The 15506-nt window shown below is 64.1% G+C and carries 16 protein-coding genes; 10 read left to right on the top strand and 6 right to left on the bottom strand.

Annotated elements, in window-relative coordinates:
- Positions 1-5: 5 nt before the first annotated feature.
- Positions 6-512 carry a MarR family winged helix-turn-helix transcriptional regulator gene (locus tag ACXAG6_RS02220; protein WP_475334601.1) on the bottom strand — a complete coding sequence of 169 codons (507 nt, stop codon included), beginning with the start codon at positions 510-512 and terminating at the stop codon, positions 6-8.
- A gap of 159 nt (positions 513-671) precedes the next feature.
- On the opposite strand from ACXAG6_RS02220, the gene ACXAG6_RS02215 reads away from it, so the two are divergent.
- The 3 genes from ACXAG6_RS02215 to ACXAG6_RS02205 all read left to right on the top strand — a co-directional run bounded on the left by ACXAG6_RS02215 (position 672) and on the right by ACXAG6_RS02205 (position 3015).
- Positions 672-1541 carry a branched-chain amino acid aminotransferase gene (locus tag ACXAG6_RS02215; protein WP_475334599.1) on the top strand — a complete coding sequence of 290 codons (870 nt, stop codon included), beginning with the start codon at positions 672-674 and terminating at the stop codon, positions 1539-1541.
- 76 nt (positions 1542-1617) lie between these two features.
- Positions 1618-2043 (top strand): hypothetical protein, encoded by a 426-nt coding sequence (locus ACXAG6_RS02210; RefSeq protein WP_475334597.1) that lies wholly within the window; start codon positions 1618-1620, stop codon positions 2041-2043.
- 63 nt (positions 2044-2106) lie between these two features.
- Complete coding sequence (locus ACXAG6_RS02205; RefSeq protein ID WP_475334595.1) at positions 2107-3015, top strand: DMT family transporter; 909 nt, start codon at positions 2107-2109, stop codon at positions 3013-3015.
- A gap of 3 nt (positions 3016-3018) precedes the next feature.
- Here ACXAG6_RS02205 and ACXAG6_RS02200 read toward each other — a convergent pair whose 3' ends face one another.
- Positions 3019-4161 carry a HupE/UreJ family protein gene (locus tag ACXAG6_RS02200; RefSeq protein WP_475334592.1) on the bottom strand — a complete coding sequence of 381 codons (1143 nt, stop codon included), beginning with the start codon at positions 4159-4161 and terminating at the stop codon, positions 3019-3021.
- Between ACXAG6_RS02200 and ACXAG6_RS02195 the strand changes: the two genes are divergently transcribed.
- Genes ACXAG6_RS02195 through dxs form a run of 5 tightly spaced genes read left to right on the top strand, consistent with a single transcriptional unit; the run spans position 4160 to position 8982 of the window.
- Complete coding sequence (locus ACXAG6_RS02195; RefSeq protein WP_475334590.1) at positions 4160-4960, top strand: DUF4198 domain-containing protein; 801 nt, start codon at positions 4160-4162, stop codon at positions 4958-4960. The two genes, ACXAG6_RS02200 and ACXAG6_RS02195, sit on opposite strands and share 2 nt — an antisense overlap.
- A 36-nt stretch (positions 4961-4996) precedes the next feature.
- On the top strand, positions 4997-5941 hold the full coding sequence (locus tag ACXAG6_RS02190; protein WP_475334588.1) for a histone deacetylase family protein: 945 nt from the start codon (positions 4997-4999) through the stop codon (positions 5939-5941).
- Positions 5938-6180 (top strand): exodeoxyribonuclease VII small subunit, encoded by a 243-nt coding sequence (locus ACXAG6_RS02185; protein WP_140012415.1) that lies wholly within the window; start codon positions 5938-5940, stop codon positions 6178-6180. Before ACXAG6_RS02190 ends, ACXAG6_RS02185 begins: the two co-directional genes overlap by 4 nt.
- Before the next feature lie 12 nt (positions 6181-6192).
- Positions 6193-7044, top strand: a complete 852-nt coding sequence (locus tag ACXAG6_RS02180; protein WP_475334585.1) for a polyprenyl synthetase family protein — start codon at positions 6193-6195, stop codon at positions 7042-7044.
- A gap of 9 nt (positions 7045-7053) precedes the next feature.
- A complete protein-coding gene (gene dxs / locus ACXAG6_RS02175; RefSeq protein ID WP_475334583.1) occupies positions 7054-8982 on the top strand; it encodes a 1-deoxy-D-xylulose-5-phosphate synthase in 1929 nt (642 codons plus the stop codon).
- 12 nt (positions 8983-8994) lie between these two features.
- Here dxs and ACXAG6_RS02170 read toward each other — a convergent pair whose 3' ends face one another.
- The 4 genes from ACXAG6_RS02170 to ACXAG6_RS02155 form a co-directional block, all read right to left on the bottom strand.
- A complete protein-coding gene (locus ACXAG6_RS02170; protein ID WP_475337900.1) occupies positions 8995-9546 on the bottom strand; it encodes an exopolysaccharide biosynthesis protein in 552 nt (183 codons plus the stop codon).
- A 19-nt stretch (positions 9547-9565) separates the two neighbouring features.
- Positions 9566-10423: an SDR family oxidoreductase gene (locus tag ACXAG6_RS02165; protein WP_475334580.1), complete on the bottom strand. Its 858-nt coding sequence runs from the start codon at positions 10421-10423 to the stop codon at positions 9566-9568.
- Positions 10416-11081 (bottom strand): class II aldolase/adducin family protein, encoded by a 666-nt coding sequence (locus ACXAG6_RS02160; RefSeq protein WP_475334578.1) that lies wholly within the window; start codon positions 11079-11081, stop codon positions 10416-10418. The genes ACXAG6_RS02165 and ACXAG6_RS02160 overlap by 8 nt, the downstream gene beginning before the upstream one ends.
- A gap of 66 nt (positions 11082-11147) precedes the next feature.
- Positions 11148-12131 (bottom strand): DNA topoisomerase IB, encoded by a 984-nt coding sequence (locus ACXAG6_RS02155; protein ID WP_475334576.1) that lies wholly within the window; start codon positions 12129-12131, stop codon positions 11148-11150.
- A 76-nt stretch (positions 12132-12207) separates the two neighbouring features.
- Between ACXAG6_RS02155 and ade the strand changes: the two genes are divergently transcribed.
- Positions 12208-14010: an adenine deaminase gene (ade, locus tag ACXAG6_RS02150; protein ID WP_475334574.1), complete on the top strand. Its 1803-nt coding sequence runs from the start codon at positions 12208-12210 to the stop codon at positions 14008-14010.
- Complete coding sequence (locus tag ACXAG6_RS02145; RefSeq protein ID WP_475334572.1) at positions 14007-15491, top strand: AMP nucleosidase; 1485 nt, start codon at positions 14007-14009, stop codon at positions 15489-15491. Before ade ends, ACXAG6_RS02145 begins: the two co-directional genes overlap by 4 nt.
- Positions 15492-15506 lie beyond the last annotated feature (15 nt).

Here is a 15506-nt window from a genome sequence, read left to right as displayed (position 1 = left end):
AACCATCAGTTCCCCTCCTTGAGCGCGGTATAGTGATGCCGCAGCTCCGGGTCCATCATCGCTTCGAGCACGGTGCGAAAGCCAATCACGGCTTCGGGACCGGCTTGACGGAACGCGGCGCGCATCCTGTCGCGCTGGGCGTCTGACAGGCGCTGCTCCAGCCGGGTGCCCGCTTCTGTAAGGTGAAGGTGCCGCTCGCGCCTGTCTTGCCGGCCCACGCGGCTTTCAACAAGGCCATCCTCGATGAGGGTGCGCAGCACGCGGTTGAGAGACTGTTTGGTGACGCCGAGAATGGAGAGCAGGTTGTTGACGGTGGTGCCGGGGGAGCGGTGGATGAAATGCACCGCCCGATGGTGTGCACGGCCATAGCCAAGCTCGCCGAGGATACGATCGGGATCAGCGGTGAAGCCGCGATAGGCGAAGAACATCGCCTCGATTCCCTTGCGTAACTGCTCATCGGTCAGAAACAGCAGGCTTTCGCTCGATTGCGGATTACCGGGGCCGTCGGCCATGTTGTTGTCCTGTCTGGATTTCTCCTCTTGGTGGCGGATATTATGTCAGCCTTGTTGACTTTCCAAGGATGGATTGGTAGCGAGTCGCAGGTTTTGCGCAAGATTGTGTCCGGTACGGACCTTTCGTGCGCAATATTCGAAAAATTGGAGGAGGGTCCGATGGTTGGAGCCTATGATGACCGTGACGGCAAAATCTGGATGGATGGCAAGCTGGTGGACTGGCGCAGCGCCAATGTGCACCTGCTGACCCACGGGCTGCACTATGCCTCCAGCGTGTTCGAGGGCGAGCGCTGCTACAACGGCACGATTTTCGAGAGCCGCAAGCACAGCGAGCGGCTGATTGCCTCGGCGAAGTGGCTGGATTTTGATATCCCCTACACTGTCGATGAGCTGGAAGCGGCGAAATACGAGATGCTGAAGGCCAATGGCTGGACGGATGCCTATGTGCGGGCCGTCGCATGGCGCGGATCGGGCGAGGACATGGGCGTTTCTTCCATGAAGAACCCGGTGCGCGTGGGCATCGCTGGCTGGGAGTGGGGCAACTACTACGGCGACGCCAAGATGAAGGGCGCCAAGCTGGATGTGGCCAAGTGGAAGCGGCCGAGCCCCGAGACGATCCCGGTGCATGCCAAGGCTGCGGGGCTCTACATGATTTGCACGATGAGCAAGCATGAGGCCGAGGCCAAGGGCTGCTCGGACGCGCTGTTCATGGATTACCGCGGCTACGTGGCCGAGGCGACGGGGGCCAATATCTTCTTCGTCAAGGATGGTGAGGTGCATACGCCCAAGCCTGATTGCTTCCTCAACGGGATCACCCGGCAGACCGTGATCGGGATGCTGGAGGAGCGGCAGATCAAGGTGCATGAGCGCCACATCATGCCAGAGGAGCTGGAAGGCTTTGAGCAATGCTGGCTGACCGGCACCGCCGCCGAGGTGACCCCGGTGGGCGAGATTGGCGACTGGAAGTTTGAGGTAGGCGCGCTGACCCGTGACATGAGCGACAGCTATGAGAAGCTTGTGAGGAGCTGACCGGGTACCTCTTAACCGGATTGAAAGGCGGGGCTGGGAGACTGGGCCCGCCTTTCCTGTGTTTGGAGGCTCCCGCATGTGGGTCAAGCAGCTCTTATACGGTCTGTTCCTCGCCTTTGTTGTTGCGCTGCCCTCTGCGCTTGCGCTGGGCTATTACAAGATCACGGGTGACCCGACCTTGCGGCCCTTGGCGCAAACCATTGAGAAGGTGGTGTTCCGTGGAGAGGTGGGGGAGGCGCGGGATTTGCAGGTGCAGTTGCGGCTGCATGATCCGAGCGCGGCGGATGGCCTCCGAATGGCGAGGCAGATCCGGCGCAGCTTCTCCGCAAAGGGGATCGACGCGCGTGTTTACGTGCTCAACATTCCCGAACGCGAGCGGGCGGGCGTAATCTTCAGGGTGCATAGCAACCGTCTGGGCCCCTATCCGCTTTCGCGTGCCTCGGAGGGGATACAGGCGGCAGTTTCGGCCTACCGGATGACGGTGCGCGCCGCGGCGGAATAATTTGCGGTCGCACCTTGGGGCGCGGCGTGGTCTAAGGGCGCAAGACCCGGACAAACCTGTATAATGAAACCTCTCGTCGGCATTTCGCTCACTCTGAGCGCCATATTCATGTTCACCATCATGGGCGCGCTTGTGAAGGCGGCGGAGGGCATTCCGGTGGGGCAGACCGTGTTTTTCCGCGCGGGCTGCGCACTGCCCGTGATCGTGCTGTGGCTCTGGATCAGGGGAGACATGCCGAGCGGGCTCAAGGTGAAGAGCGTGCGGAGCCATGCGATTCGGGCGATTGCGGGCTCGGCTGCGATGGGGCTGGGCTTTCTTGGGCTCCGTTACCTGCCCCTGCCGGAAGTGACCGCGCTGCGGTTTGTCACGCCGATCCTCATCGTGATCTTCGCGGCGCTGTTGCTCAAGGAGCGGGTGCGCCTGCTGCGGATCAGCGCGGTGGCAGTGGGGCTGGTGGGCGTGCTCATCATCATGTGGCCGCGGCTGACGCTTTCGGGCGGCGAGCGGGAGTTTATCGGCACGGTGATGGTGCTTTCGTCCGCCATTCTGGCCTCGCTGGCGCAGATCTTCGTCAAGGCGATGGCGTCGAAGGAGTCGACGGCGGCCATTGTCTTTTACTTCTCGGGCACGGCCACGCTGCTTTCTCTTCTGACGATCCCGTGGGGCTGGGTCTGGCCAAGCCCTCAGGAGTGGCTGCTGCTGGTGGGTGCCGGGTTGATCGGCGGGGCCGGGCAGATCCTTGTGACGTCCTCCTACCGCTATGCCGACGCCTCCCTGCTGGCGCCCTACACCTATAGCTCGATGATCTGGGCGCTGGTGATCGGCTACTTCGTGTTCAACGAGCTGCCGACATTGCAGATGCTGGGCGGCGCGGCTTTGGTGATATGCGCGGGCGTCTTTATCGTTTGGCGCGAGCAACAGCTGGGCAAGGACCGGGCGGCGCGGGGCAAGATCAACGCGACGATGAAATAGGCCTCAGAGCAGCGTGCGCTCGACCACCCAGAAGGCGGCGATGGCGGCGATTGCGAGGGAGGCGGGGATGGCGACCGCGCGGCGATACCAAGGTTTCTGCCCCAGCCAGTAGCCCACGGTCAGGAACGCGAGCGCGATGACGGTGAGTTGCCCGATCTCGACGCCGATGTTGAAGCCTATCAGCCCTGCCAGGAACCGCGATGGCTCCAGCCCGACATCACCCAGCACATAGGCGAAACCGAGGCCGTGCAGCAGGCCGAAGAGGGTGACAACGACGATGCGCCGCCAGCCGAGCCGCCCGCCGAAGATGTTCTCGACCGCGACATAGACGATGGAGGCGGCGATGAGCGGCTCCACCACGGGTGCCGGGATCAGCACGATCTTCAGGCTGGCGAGCGCCAGCGTGACGGTGTGCGCCAAAGTGAAGGCGGTGACCTGCCAGAGCAGCGGGCGCAGGTGGAGCGAAAAGAAAAAGAGGCCGAGCACAAACAGGATATGATCCAGCCCCTTGGGGATGATGTGCTCGAAGCCAACCACGATATAGCGGGCGAAAAGCGCAAACCCGCCTTCTGTTACCACCTCACCCGAGCGGGGCAGAGGCTGGCTGCTGGTGCCGGGGTTGAGGAAATCGGAATAAGCATCTTCTCCACCACCCATCTGGCGCAGGATCAGCGGGCCAAGGGTGGAGGCCCAGCCGATAGTAACGGGCGCGTCTCCGGGCGGCAGGGCGCCTGTGATCACAGCCGTTGTATCGCGCGGGAGAGACGCGTCTGGCACTTCCGCGACGGACACCTCGCCCAGCGTGAGGGAGACGGGCGCATCGCCTGCCAAGACTTCGAAATCGTCCTGCAACTCCGGCCAGACAGCCCGCAAACGGCTTGCGAGTTCTTCCGCAGGCAGGGCGCGCAGGGCGTCATAGGCCTCGGCCTGTGGCACATCGTCGGTGTTTTCTCCGGCGGATTGATCGACCCCGGCCAAAATGGCCTCTGCGTTGAGAGTGACCTGAAGTGTCACTGTTTCTGCCGAAACCGTCACATCGGCCACAGATGGGTTTAACTCATGCGCGGCGCTCGCGGAGGCGTGGGTTGACAGCAGGAGGGCGAGTGCCAGTGTCCGTAGGGACTGCCAAAGGGTAAGGGTCTTCATGCGTTTCGCTTCGCTCGCTTTCTGCCTCATCGCCGCGCTTCCCGCGCAGGCTCATGAATTCTGGATTTCGCCCGATGCCTATCAGGTGCCGGCTGGGGGCACGCTAAGCGCGGAGTTCCGGGTAGGGCAAGAGTTCAAAGGCGGGGGTTACGTGTTTGTGCCCGGGCGCTCGGAGCAGTTCTTTGTGACTTCCCCGGCTGGCAAGACAGAGGTGACGCCGCGGGTGGGGGACCGCCCGGCGCTCAACGTCCCGGCCCCGGCGGAGGGGCTGAACGTGGCGGTGCATGAAACCAGCGACCTGACGGTGACCTACAAGGACATCGAAGTGTTCAAGCGCTTCCTCGCCCATAAGGATTGGGCGTTTCTCGAAGGGGTGCATCGCCAGCGCGGCCTGCCGGACGCGGGCTTCAAAGAGGCTTACCGCCGTTATGCCAAGGCGCTTGTTGGTGTGGGCCATGGTGAGGGCGCGGATGTTGAGGTGGGGCTAGACCTCGAGCTTGTTGCCGTGCTGAACCCCTACGCCGACAATCTTGGCGCCGGGATGCTGGTGGATCTTTATCACTACGGTGCCAAGCTGGGGAACACGCAGGTGGAGGTGTTCGACAAGGCGCCCGATGGGAGCGTTGAGGTGTTTCAACTGAAGACCACGCGTGGCGGGCGCGTTCGCTTTGATGTGACGCCGGGCCATGAGTACTTGGTGGATTCCGTGATCGTGCAGAGCACCCAGAATGACGACGTGGACGCCGGGCCTGTTTGGCGCTCGCTTTGGGCCTCTCTCACGTTTCGTGTGCCCGAGTAGCTTGCGAGTGCGGGCGCGGCGCGGCAGGGTAGCGCCATGACAACCGCTGTATTCACCCATGACGACTGCCTGAAGCACCTTACGCCCCCCGGCCACCCCGAGCGGGTGGCGCGGCTTGAGGCGATATTGGAGGTGTTGGAAGGGCCGGATTTTGCGGCGCTGGACTGGCATGATTGCCCGCTGGCCGACCGGGCCGAACTGCTGCGGGTGCATCCCGAAGCGCATGTGGCGGCGGTGGAACGGGCTGTTGAGGCGGCGGGCGATGGCTGGGCCTCGATAGATGCCGATACCCATGTCATGGCCGGTTCGCTCAAGGCGGCGCTGCGTGGCGCGGGGGGCTGCGTGGCGGCGGTGGAGCGGGTGATGCGCGATGTGGCGCAAAACGCCTTTGTTGCCGCCCGCCCGCCGGGCCACCATGCAGAGAAGGCCACGCCGATGGGCTTTTGCCTGTTCGGAAACGTCTCTATCGCGGCAAAAAACGCGCTGGATGTGCATAGGTTGAGCCGTGTGGCGATTATGGATTTTGACGTTCACCACGGGAATGGCACGCAAGACCTGTTGTGGGATGAAACCCGCTGCCTTTTCATCTCCACCCATCAATCACCGCTTTATCCGGGCACGGGCGCGCAGCATGAGACCGGGGCCGACAACAACGTGATGAACGTGCCGCTGCCGCCTGACACGGGCTCTGCCGGGTTTCGCCGGGTGATGGAGGCCGAGATGCTGCCGGCGCTGGATGACTTTGCGCCGGAGCTAGTGCTGATTTCTGCTGGCTTCGATGCCCACCGCGCCGACCCTTTGGCGCAGATGAACCTCGTGGAAGAGGATTTTGCCTGGGCAACGGAGCGGCTGTGCGATGTGGCGGATGCCCATGCCGGGGGCCGGGTGGTCTCGACGCTGGAGGGCGGATATGATCTGGAGGCGCTGGCCGCGAGCACGGCGGCGCATGTGAAGGTTTTGATGAAGCGGGGCGAAAGATGAGCGAGAAGCCGGTGGCTGAGATGAGCTTCGAGGAGGCGATCCGCGAGCTGGAAAACGTGGTGGGCCGTCTGGAAGGCGGAGACGTGCCGCTGGAAGATTCGATTGCCCTCTATCAGCGTGGCTCGGAGCTGCGCGCTAAGTGTGATGCTCTGCTGAAGGCCGCCGAGGAGAAGGTAGCCAAGATCACCACAGACGCCGAGGGCGCGCCCACGGGCACCCAGCCGCTGGACGTCGACTAGGGGCGTTTTGCCGTGAAACAGAGACTGTTTGAGGCCCGTGAGCTGGCCAGCGCGGCGATTGCTGGTGCCGTGCCGCAGCGAGGGCGCGTGGCCGAGGCGATGGGTTATGCCTGCGGAGGCGGCAAGGGGCTGCGGGCGCTTCTGGTGGTGGAATCGGCGCGGCTCTATGGCGTGGACGCGGCGGCGGGGCCGGTGGCCGGGGCGATCGAAGCGCTGCATGCCTATAGCCTCGTACATGACGACCTGCCCTGTATGGATGACGACGACCTGCGGCGGGGCCAGCCAACGGTGCATCGCAAATGGGATGAGGCAACGGCGGTGCTGGCAGGCGATGCGCTGCAATCGCTCGCGTTTCAGCTGATCGCCGGTGCAAGCCTGCCTGCGGAGGCCCGAATTGCGCTGGTGCAGAGCCTGGCCGAGGCAGCGGGCGTGGCGGGCATGGTGGGCGGGCAGGCGGCTGACATTGCCGCCGAAACCGCCGAAACGCCGCTGACCCTGCCCGAGATCGAGGCGCTCCAGGCCGGGAAAACCGGGGCGCTTATCACGTGGTCGGCGCTGGCCGGGCCGCGCATGGCGGGCGCTCAAAGTGCTGCCCTGCGACATTATGGCGATGCAATCGGGCGGGCCTTTCAAATCTTTGATGACATATTGGATGTAGAGGGAAGCGCAGAAACCGTAGGCAAAGCGGTTGGAAAGGATGCGGCCCGGGGCAAGGCGACCTTTGTTTCGCTTCTCGGACTAGAACCTGCGCGGAAACGTGCCGCTGAGCTCGTGGAAGGCGCCATTGCGGCGCTGGAGCCCTACGGGCCGTCGGCGGAAACGTTGCGGGAGGTCGCGCGTTTCGTTATTGCCCGCCGCAGTTAGGAGGCCAGAATGAGCCAGAGCCCAGCCACGCCGCTTCTCGACCGGGTGAATGACCCGTCCGCCCTGCGCCAGATGAGCGATAGCGAGCTGCTGCAGGTGGCGGGCGAGCTGCGGACCGAGACGATTGATGCCGTCAGCCAGACCGGCGGCCACCTTGGGGCCGGGCTTGGCGTGGTTGAGCTGACAGTGGCGATTCATGCGGTGTTTGACACCCCGCGCGACCGGCTGGTTTGGGACGTGTCGCACCAGTGCTACCCCCACAAGATCCTGACCGGGCGGCGCGACCGCATTCGCACCCTGCGCCAGAAGGACGGGCTGAGCGGTTTTACCAAACGCTCCGAAAGCCCCTATGACCCATTTGGCGCGGCGCATTCCTCCACCAGCATCAGTGCGGCGCTGGGCTTTGCCGTGGCCCGTGATCTTGGCGCCCCCGCCGATCCGCCGCTGGGCGATGCGATTGCCGTTATCGGCGATGGCGCGATGAGTGCGGGAATGGCCTATGAGGCGATGAACAACGCGGGCCACCTCGGCAAGCGGCTTTTCGTCGTGCTGAACGACAATGAGATGTCGATCGCCCCGCCGACCGGCGCGATGAGTGCCTACCTCAGCCGACTTTATGCCGGCGCGCCGTTTCAAGAGTTCAAGGCGGCGGCCAAGGGGGCGGTGAGCCTGCTGCCAGAGCCGTTCCAAGAGGGTGCGCGGCGGGCCAAGGAGCTGCTGAAGAGCGTGACGGTTGGCGGCACGATGTTTGAGGAGCTGGGCTTCTCGTACGTCGGGCCGATTGACGGGCACGATATGGAGCAGCTGCTGCCGGTGTTGCGCACGGTAAAGGCGCGGGCAGATGGGCCGGTGTTGATCCATGTGATCACAAAGAAGGGCAAGGGCTATGCGCCCGCCGAAGAAGCGCCCGACAAGGGGCATGGTGTTGCCAAGTTCGATGTGGTCACCGGCAAGCAGAAAAAGGCGCCGAGCAATGCGCCGAGTTACACGAAAGTCTTTGCAGAGAGCCTGATTCAGGAGGCAGAGGCCGATCCGCGTATCACCGCCGTGACCGCCGCCATGCCGGATGGCACGGGGCTGGACCTTGTGGGCAAGCACTTCCCCGGGCGGGTGTTTGATGTGGGTATTGCCGAGCAGCATGCCGTTACCTTTGCAGCCGGTCAGGCGGCGGGCGGGTTGAGGCCCTTCTGCGCCATCTACTCCACCTTCCTGCAACGCGGCTACGACCAGGTTGTGCATGACGTGGCGATCCAGCGCCTGCCGGTGCGCTTTGCCATCGACCGCGCCGGGCTGGTGGGGGCCGATGGGGCGACCCATGCGGGTGCGTTTGATGTGGCCTTCCTCGCCAACTTGCCCGGATTCGTGGTGATGGCTGCTGCCGATGAGGCGGAGTTGCGGCACATGGTGGCCACGGCGGCTGCGCATGACGACGGGCCAATTGCCTTCCGCTATCCGCGCGGCGAGGGCGTGGGTGTGGACATGCCGGAGCGCGGCATTCCACTGGAAATCGGCAAGGGCCGGGTGATTCAGGAAGGCAAAGGCGTGGCGCTGCTGTCCTTCGGGGCGCGGCTGGCGGAGGTGATGCAGGCTTCAGAGGCGCTGGCCGCCCGCGGCGTGACGCCAACGATTGCCGATGCGCGCTTTGCCAAGCCGCTGGACAAGGAGCTTTGCCTGCGGCTCGCCGCCGAGCATGATGCCGTGATCACAATCGAAGAAGGCGCGATTGGCGGCTTTGGCAGCCACGTGGCACAGCTATACGCCGAAGGGGGCGTGTTTGATGAGGGGCTGAAATTTCGCTCTATGGTGCTGCCCGATACCTTCATCGACCAGGCCAGCCCGCGTGACATGTGGGCCGAGGCGGCGATGAATGCCGAGCAGATTGAAGCGAAGGTGTTGAGCGTGCTGGATGTGGCGCAGATTGGCTCCAAACGCGCCTGAGCAGAGCCTGTTTCAGCCCGTCAGCCAGTAAATCGCACCCGCCGCAACGCCGATCCATAGATAGCCAACCAGCGTGAACAACCCATCGCGGAGCAGGAGCCCGATGGCAAAGAGGCTGATGACCACCGCGAAGAGCGAGGTGACCATTGGCAGCAGTTCCAAGAACGGGATGATCACGCAGATTAGTGTGATCACAACCGCTGCCACCAAGTTTGCGGGGCGCGAGACCAAGGGGCTGAGGCGTTTGCGGGAGTGTTTGTCGATCCAGTGGCAGGGTTTGCGCATCCAGTCGACAGCATCTGCCAGCTTCTCGCCCCGAACCTTGCGGCGGGTCAGCCACCCGGGGAGCCAAAGATGCTCTCGCCCAAGCAGTTTTTGCACAATCACCAGCCCGACCAGCACCGCGCCAAGGGTTGGCAGACCCGGGATGCCCGAAATCGGCGTAACGAGAATGAGCGCGGGAATCAGGATGAGGGGCGCAAACGCGCGAACGCCGACCTCTTCGAGCAAGTCCTGAACCGAAACTGTTTTGGCAGATGTCAGCCCGTCGAGCGCGTCCAGCACATCAGACAACGACCGAATGTCACTCTCTTTCGAGGAGTGCTCTGAGCCCGTCCCGGTACGTCGGGTAGAGGAGCTCGATTCCAAGGTCTCGCTTGATACGGTCATTCCTCACCCGCTTGCTCTCGGCATAAAAACTGCGGGCCATGGGAGAAAGTTCCGCGTCTTCGATAGAAACTGCGGGTGGCAAGGGTAGGCCGAGGAGATTGGCGGCGTGTTCGATGACGTCTTGCGGCGGAGCCGGATCATCATCGCAGAGGTTGTACACCGCGCCGGGAGCGGGCCGGGCCATGGAGGCGGCGAGCACTTGGGCGATGTCCTCGACATGGATCCGCGAAAACACCTGACCGGGCTTGATGATACGCCGGGCCTTGCCTGCCCGCACCTTGGCGAATGGGCCGCGCCCGGGGCCATAGATGCCAGCAAGGCGGAAGATGTGCAGGGGCAGGTCGTGGGTGGCGGCCAGCGCTTGCCACGCGGCCTCGGCTTGGGTGCGCATCTCGCCGCGCCGGGTGGAGGGGGAGAGCGGCGTTTGCTCATCAACCCAACCGCCTGCGTGGTCACCATAAACGCCGGTTGTGGAGAGGTAGCCAAGCCAGTCAGGGGCGCTTTCGGCAAGGATAGAGCCTATTTCGGCCAGAAACGGGTCTCCCTCTTCCGTGGGCGCGGCGTTCAGCAGAATGTGGCTGGCGCGGGCGGCGAGGGGCGCAAGATCGGTGCCGGGCCAGAGGTGCATTTCGGCGTGGGGGGCCTGCAGCTTGCTCTCGCTGCGGGTGGTGCCGATGATCGTCCACCCCTCGGGCGCGAGACGCGCGGCGAGTGCGCGGGCGGAGTAGCCGTGACCGAGGGAGAGCAGGGTTTTCCCCGGTGCGTCAGGCACTGTTTTGCTGCTTCACGGCGGCAAAGAAGGCCTCGGCACCCGGCTCAGGCTGTGTGGATGCGAGCTCGTCGGGGAGGCGGCGGAGGCTGTGGCCGGTGGACAGGGCGCGCAGATAGGTGCCGGCAGCCCGCTCGAAGCGATGCAGAAAGGAAAGCGCGTGAGACACGCGGGGTCCGAAGGTGAGCACGCCCTGGTTGCCGATCAACGCCGCCCGGAGACCGGGAGAAGAAAGCAAGGCGGCGAGACGGCCGCCCTCATCTTCTGGCGTGCGCCCCCCGAAATCGGAATCGACGAGATGTTTGTGGTGAAACAGAGAGGAATCCGGGCAGATCGGCTGCAACTGGCTCTCGGTCAGTGCGGCCAGCGCCCGTGTTTGGGGCGGGCGGGCGAAGAGCAGGCAGCGCGTGTCGGGCAGGGCGGTGAGCGCGGCGGAAAGTGTGGCACCGATGCCCTCGGGCGGGTCGGTGCGGATGTCATCCGGGGTGCAGCCGCTGCCATCGCACCAGAGAAGCGATGTGTCATCTGCCCTGATAAGACAGAGAAAGTCGCCCGCATCGGCGAGGCCATTGCGCAGAGCCCAGCCGCTCGCCGCCGAAAGATCGGTGCGATCGGGCCAATTGCTGATGCTTGGCAGGCTGGAGAATAGACCTTTTTGCATTGGGTAACGAATAGTCGGCCCTGCCACCGGGTCAAGAGGGCGTAAGGGCGCGTGGCGAGCCTCTGCCTAGAGTGTCCAGCGGGCGATGAGCTTTAACAGCCGTCGCTCGGCGAGGCGCAAGCCGGGGCGGTCTTGCGCGGTATCGGGCAGGGCGGATGGGTCGTTGGCGAGGTCGATGACGGCGGGGTGGATGTAGCTGTTGCGGGCGATGGTGGGGGTGTTGCCGAGGCGCTTGGCGGCGGCCTCGGACATGCCCTTGATCGTGACCGTTTCAGCCAAACTTGCCGCCTCCAGCGCCGCGACGGAGCCGGACCATGTGCGGAAGGTTTTGGCGGTGATGCCCGGCGTTCCGGTGATATCGGCCAGCCAGTCGTTTACGCGCGAGGAACTGATGGTGCGCGGGTCGCCCTCCTCATCCACCCATGTCACCAGCTCGGCGCCGGGGAGGTCATCGAGCTTTTGTAGGGTTTGCTGCATCCGCTTGTTGCCGATCTTGCGCTGCACCTTCTTGCCGCCCTTGGAGGTATAGCCAAGGTGCAGGTCGCCATCCTGCAGCCGCAGGTGGCGGGAGCGGAGCGTAGTGGCGCCATAGGTACCGTTTTCGGTAGCATAGTCACTGTTTCCGACCCGCAGAGAGAGCCTGTCCATCATGGCGATGACGGCGGCGAGGGCGAAAGGCTCTTCGCCCGCGTCGAGGGTGAGGTCGCGGGCGACACGGCGGCGAATGGCGGGCAGGGCCTCTCCGAAAGCGGGGAGTTCGGCGTATTTGGTGGCGGCGCGAAACGCCGTCCAATCCGGGTGGTAACGGTATTGCTTGCGGGTGCGGGCATCGTAGCCGGTGGCTTGCAGGTGGCCGTTCACTTTGGGGCTGATCCACACGTCCTCATAGGCGGGTGGCACGGCCAATGCCTTCAGCCGGGCGCGCTCGCTTCGGTCGTCAATGGTGGTGCCATCCGGCGCGGTATAGGTGAAACCGCGCCCGCAGCGGCGGCGGGCAATGCCGGGGCGGCTGTCGGGGTAGTAGACGAGGGAGGCGGGCGCGACGTTCATGGGCTGAAAACGCCGGTGACGCGGGGGCGGTTCCGGCAGGGGTTGCGGATGGCCGCGCGCCATGGACAATTGCGCCATGACGGCTGATTTCAAAACATGGGCGGAGGCGGCACCGGAACTGGTGGCGGTGGCCGCAGGGCGCGCGGCGGCGGATCTGGTGATCCGCCGCGGCAGGTTGGTGAACGTGCAGAGCCGCGAGGTGCTTGACGGCTGGCAGGTTGCGGTGAAGGCGGGGCGGTTTGCCTATGTCGGCCCCGATGCCTCGCATTGCATCGGGGACGGCACCGAGGTGGTGGAGGCCGAGGGGCGCTACCTGATCCCCGGGCTGTGTGACGGGCATATGCACATTGAGAGCGGCATGCTGACGCCTGCGGAGTTTGCCCGGGCCGTCACCCCGCACGGCACCACGGTGATGTTTGCCGACCCGCATGAGATTGCGAATGTGCTGGGGCTAGAGGGCGTGCGGCTGATGCACGATGAGGCTCTGCTTCAGCCGGTTTCGATCTTTACCCAGATGCCAAGCTGCGCGCCCTCTGCGCCGGGGCTGGAGACGACAGGCTTTGAGATTACGCCCGATGATGTGGCCGAGGCGATGGAATGGCCGGGGATCATCGGGCTGGGGGAGATGATGAACTTTCCCGGTGTCAGCGCGGGCGATGCCAAAATGCTCGCCGAGATTGCCGCCACGCAGCGGGCGGGCAAGACGGTGGGCGGGCATTATGCCTCGCCCGATCTTGGCCCGGCGTTCCATGCCTATGTGGCCGGCGGGCCGGCGGATGACCACGAGGGCACCGGCGAGGCGGACGCGGTGATGCGGGTGCGGCAGGGGATGCGCTCGATGATGCGGCTGGGCAGCGCGTGGTATGATGTGGAAAGCCAGATCACCGCGGTGACCGAGAAGGGGCTGGACCCGCGCAATTTTATCCTCTGCACGGATGATTGCCACTCGGGGACGCTGGTGAACGACGGGCATATGAACCGGGTGGTGCGCCATGCGATTGAATGCGGCTGCGAGCCGCTGGTTGCCTTGCAGATGGCGACGGTAAACACGGCGACGCATTTCGGGCTGGAGAGGGAGCTTGGCTCCATCGCGCCGGGGCGGCGGGCGGATGTGATTTTGACCTCCGACCTTAAAGCCCTGCCGATTGAGAAGGTTTGGGCCAAGGGGCAGTTGGTGGCTGAAAGCGGCAAAGTTAGTGTCGATTTTCCTCATCTGGACTGGCCGGATCATGCGCGGACAACGGTGAACCTTGGCAAGTCGCTTGGTGCAGCGGATTTTGTGATCACGGCGCCGGAGGGGGCGAACTCGGTTCGCGCTCGGGTGATTGGTGTGGTCGAGAACCAAGCGCCGACGAAGGCCCTCACCGAAGACTTGCCGGTTGTGGATGGCGTGGCCGAGGGCGCGGATGGCACCTGCCAGATTGCGCTGGTGGAGCGGCACCGGGGCACCGGGGGTGTGACCAACGGCTTTGTCAAAGGCTTCGGCTACGAGGGGCGCATGGCGATGGCCTCGACGGTGGCCCATGACAGCCACCATATGATCGTTGTCGGCACGGACCGGGAGATGATGGCCCTGGCCGCCAACCGGCTGGGCGAGGTGGGCGGCGGCGTGACTGTCTGGAAGGATGGGGCGGAGCTGGCGCTGGTGGAACTGCCGATTGCCGGGCTGATGAGCGACAGCCCCGCGCAGGAGGTTGCCGAGAAGGCGGCGCAGATGGTGAGCGCTATGGAAGCCTGCGGCTGCACGCTCAACAACGCCTACATGCAGCATTCTCTCCTCGCGCTGGTCGTGATACCCGAACTCAGGATTTCGGACCTCGGGCTTGTGGATGTTACGAAGTTTGAGCTGACGGAGCTGTTTGAGGAGGGGGCGACATGAACGCAAGCGATCAGATCACCCCGGTGGTAACGCCGGACGGACAGAAGGCAGAGCTGTTCGACGATCCGGGCAAGGCGGTGGCCCGCCTTGAGGAGTTGTATCACGACAGCACTCGGTTCTTGTCACGGCACTTCAGCGAGGCGGTGACGGGCGATGCGCCCTCGGTGCGCTACCGGGCTTTTTATCCCGAGATCCGCATCACCACGACCAGCCACGCCAAGACCGACAGCCGCCTTGCCTTTGGCCATGTCGCCGGGCCGGGCACCTACGCTACCACTGTTACCCGGCCAGACCTGTTTCGGTCTTATCTGAAACAGCAGATTGGCCTGCTCATTCGCAATCATCGCCAGCCGGTGCTGATCGGGCCGTCTTCTACCCCGATCCCGGTGCATTTTGCGGTGGCCAATGATGCCCATGTGACGGTGCCGCAGGACGGGGCGATGCGCTATCCGCTGCGCGATGTGTTCGATGTGCCGGACCTGAGCACCACGAACGATGCGATCGTGGATGAGTTTGGCTACCTCCACGAAGATGGCAGCCACCCGCTGGCCCCGTTCAGCGCGCAGCGGATTGATTATTCGCTGGCCCGGCTCAGCCATTACACGGCCACGGCGGCGGACCACTTTCAGAACCACGTTCTGTTTACCAACTACCAGTTTTACGTTGAGGAGTTCGAGGCCTACGCCCGGCATGTGCTGGCCGATCCGAAGAGCGGGTACACCAGCTTTGTAAGCACCGGGAACGTTGAAATCACTGACCCGGAGGCCGAGATCATCGCGCCGACGAAGATGCCCCAGATGCCGACCTACCACCTGAAGGCGGAGAATGGCGCGGGGATCACGCTGGTGAACATTGGCGTTGGCCCATCAAACGCCAAGACGGCGACCGACCATATTGCCGTGTTGCGCCCCCACGCGTGGCTGATGGTGGGCCATTGCGCCGGGCTGCGGAACAGCCAGAGCCTTGGCGATTTTGTGCTCGCCCACGCCTACTTGCGCGAAGATCACGTGCTGGACGATGACCTGCCGGTTTGGGTGCCGATCCCGCCGCTGGCGGAGATCCAGATTGCGCTGGAGAAGGCGGTGGCCGATGTGACCCGGCTGGAAGGGTTTGACCTGAAACGGATCATGCGGACGGGCACGGTGGCCACCATCGACAACCGCAACTGGGAGCTGCGCGACCAGTCCGGCCCGGTGCAGCGGCTCAGCCAGAGCCGGGCGATTGCCCTGGATATGGAGAGCGCCACGATTGCGGCCAACGGCTTCCGCTTCAGGGTGCCCTACGGCACGCTTTTGTGCGTCAGCGACAAGCCGCTGCATGGCGAGTTGAAGCTGCCTGGTATGGCCTCGGAGTTCTATAAATCACAGGTTGCGAACCATCTGTTGATCGGCATAAGGGCCATGGAACACCTGAGAACCATGCCTCTGGAACGCCTGCACAGCAGGAAATTGCGCAGTTTCGACGAAACCGCCTTCCTTTGAGGCCAAAAACCCCAG

Source organism: Vannielia sp. ABF1_015 (genome assembly GCF_056160745.1).
The sequence above is the reverse complement of the archived record's forward strand: the minus strand, read 5'-3'. Positions and strand labels throughout refer to the sequence as shown.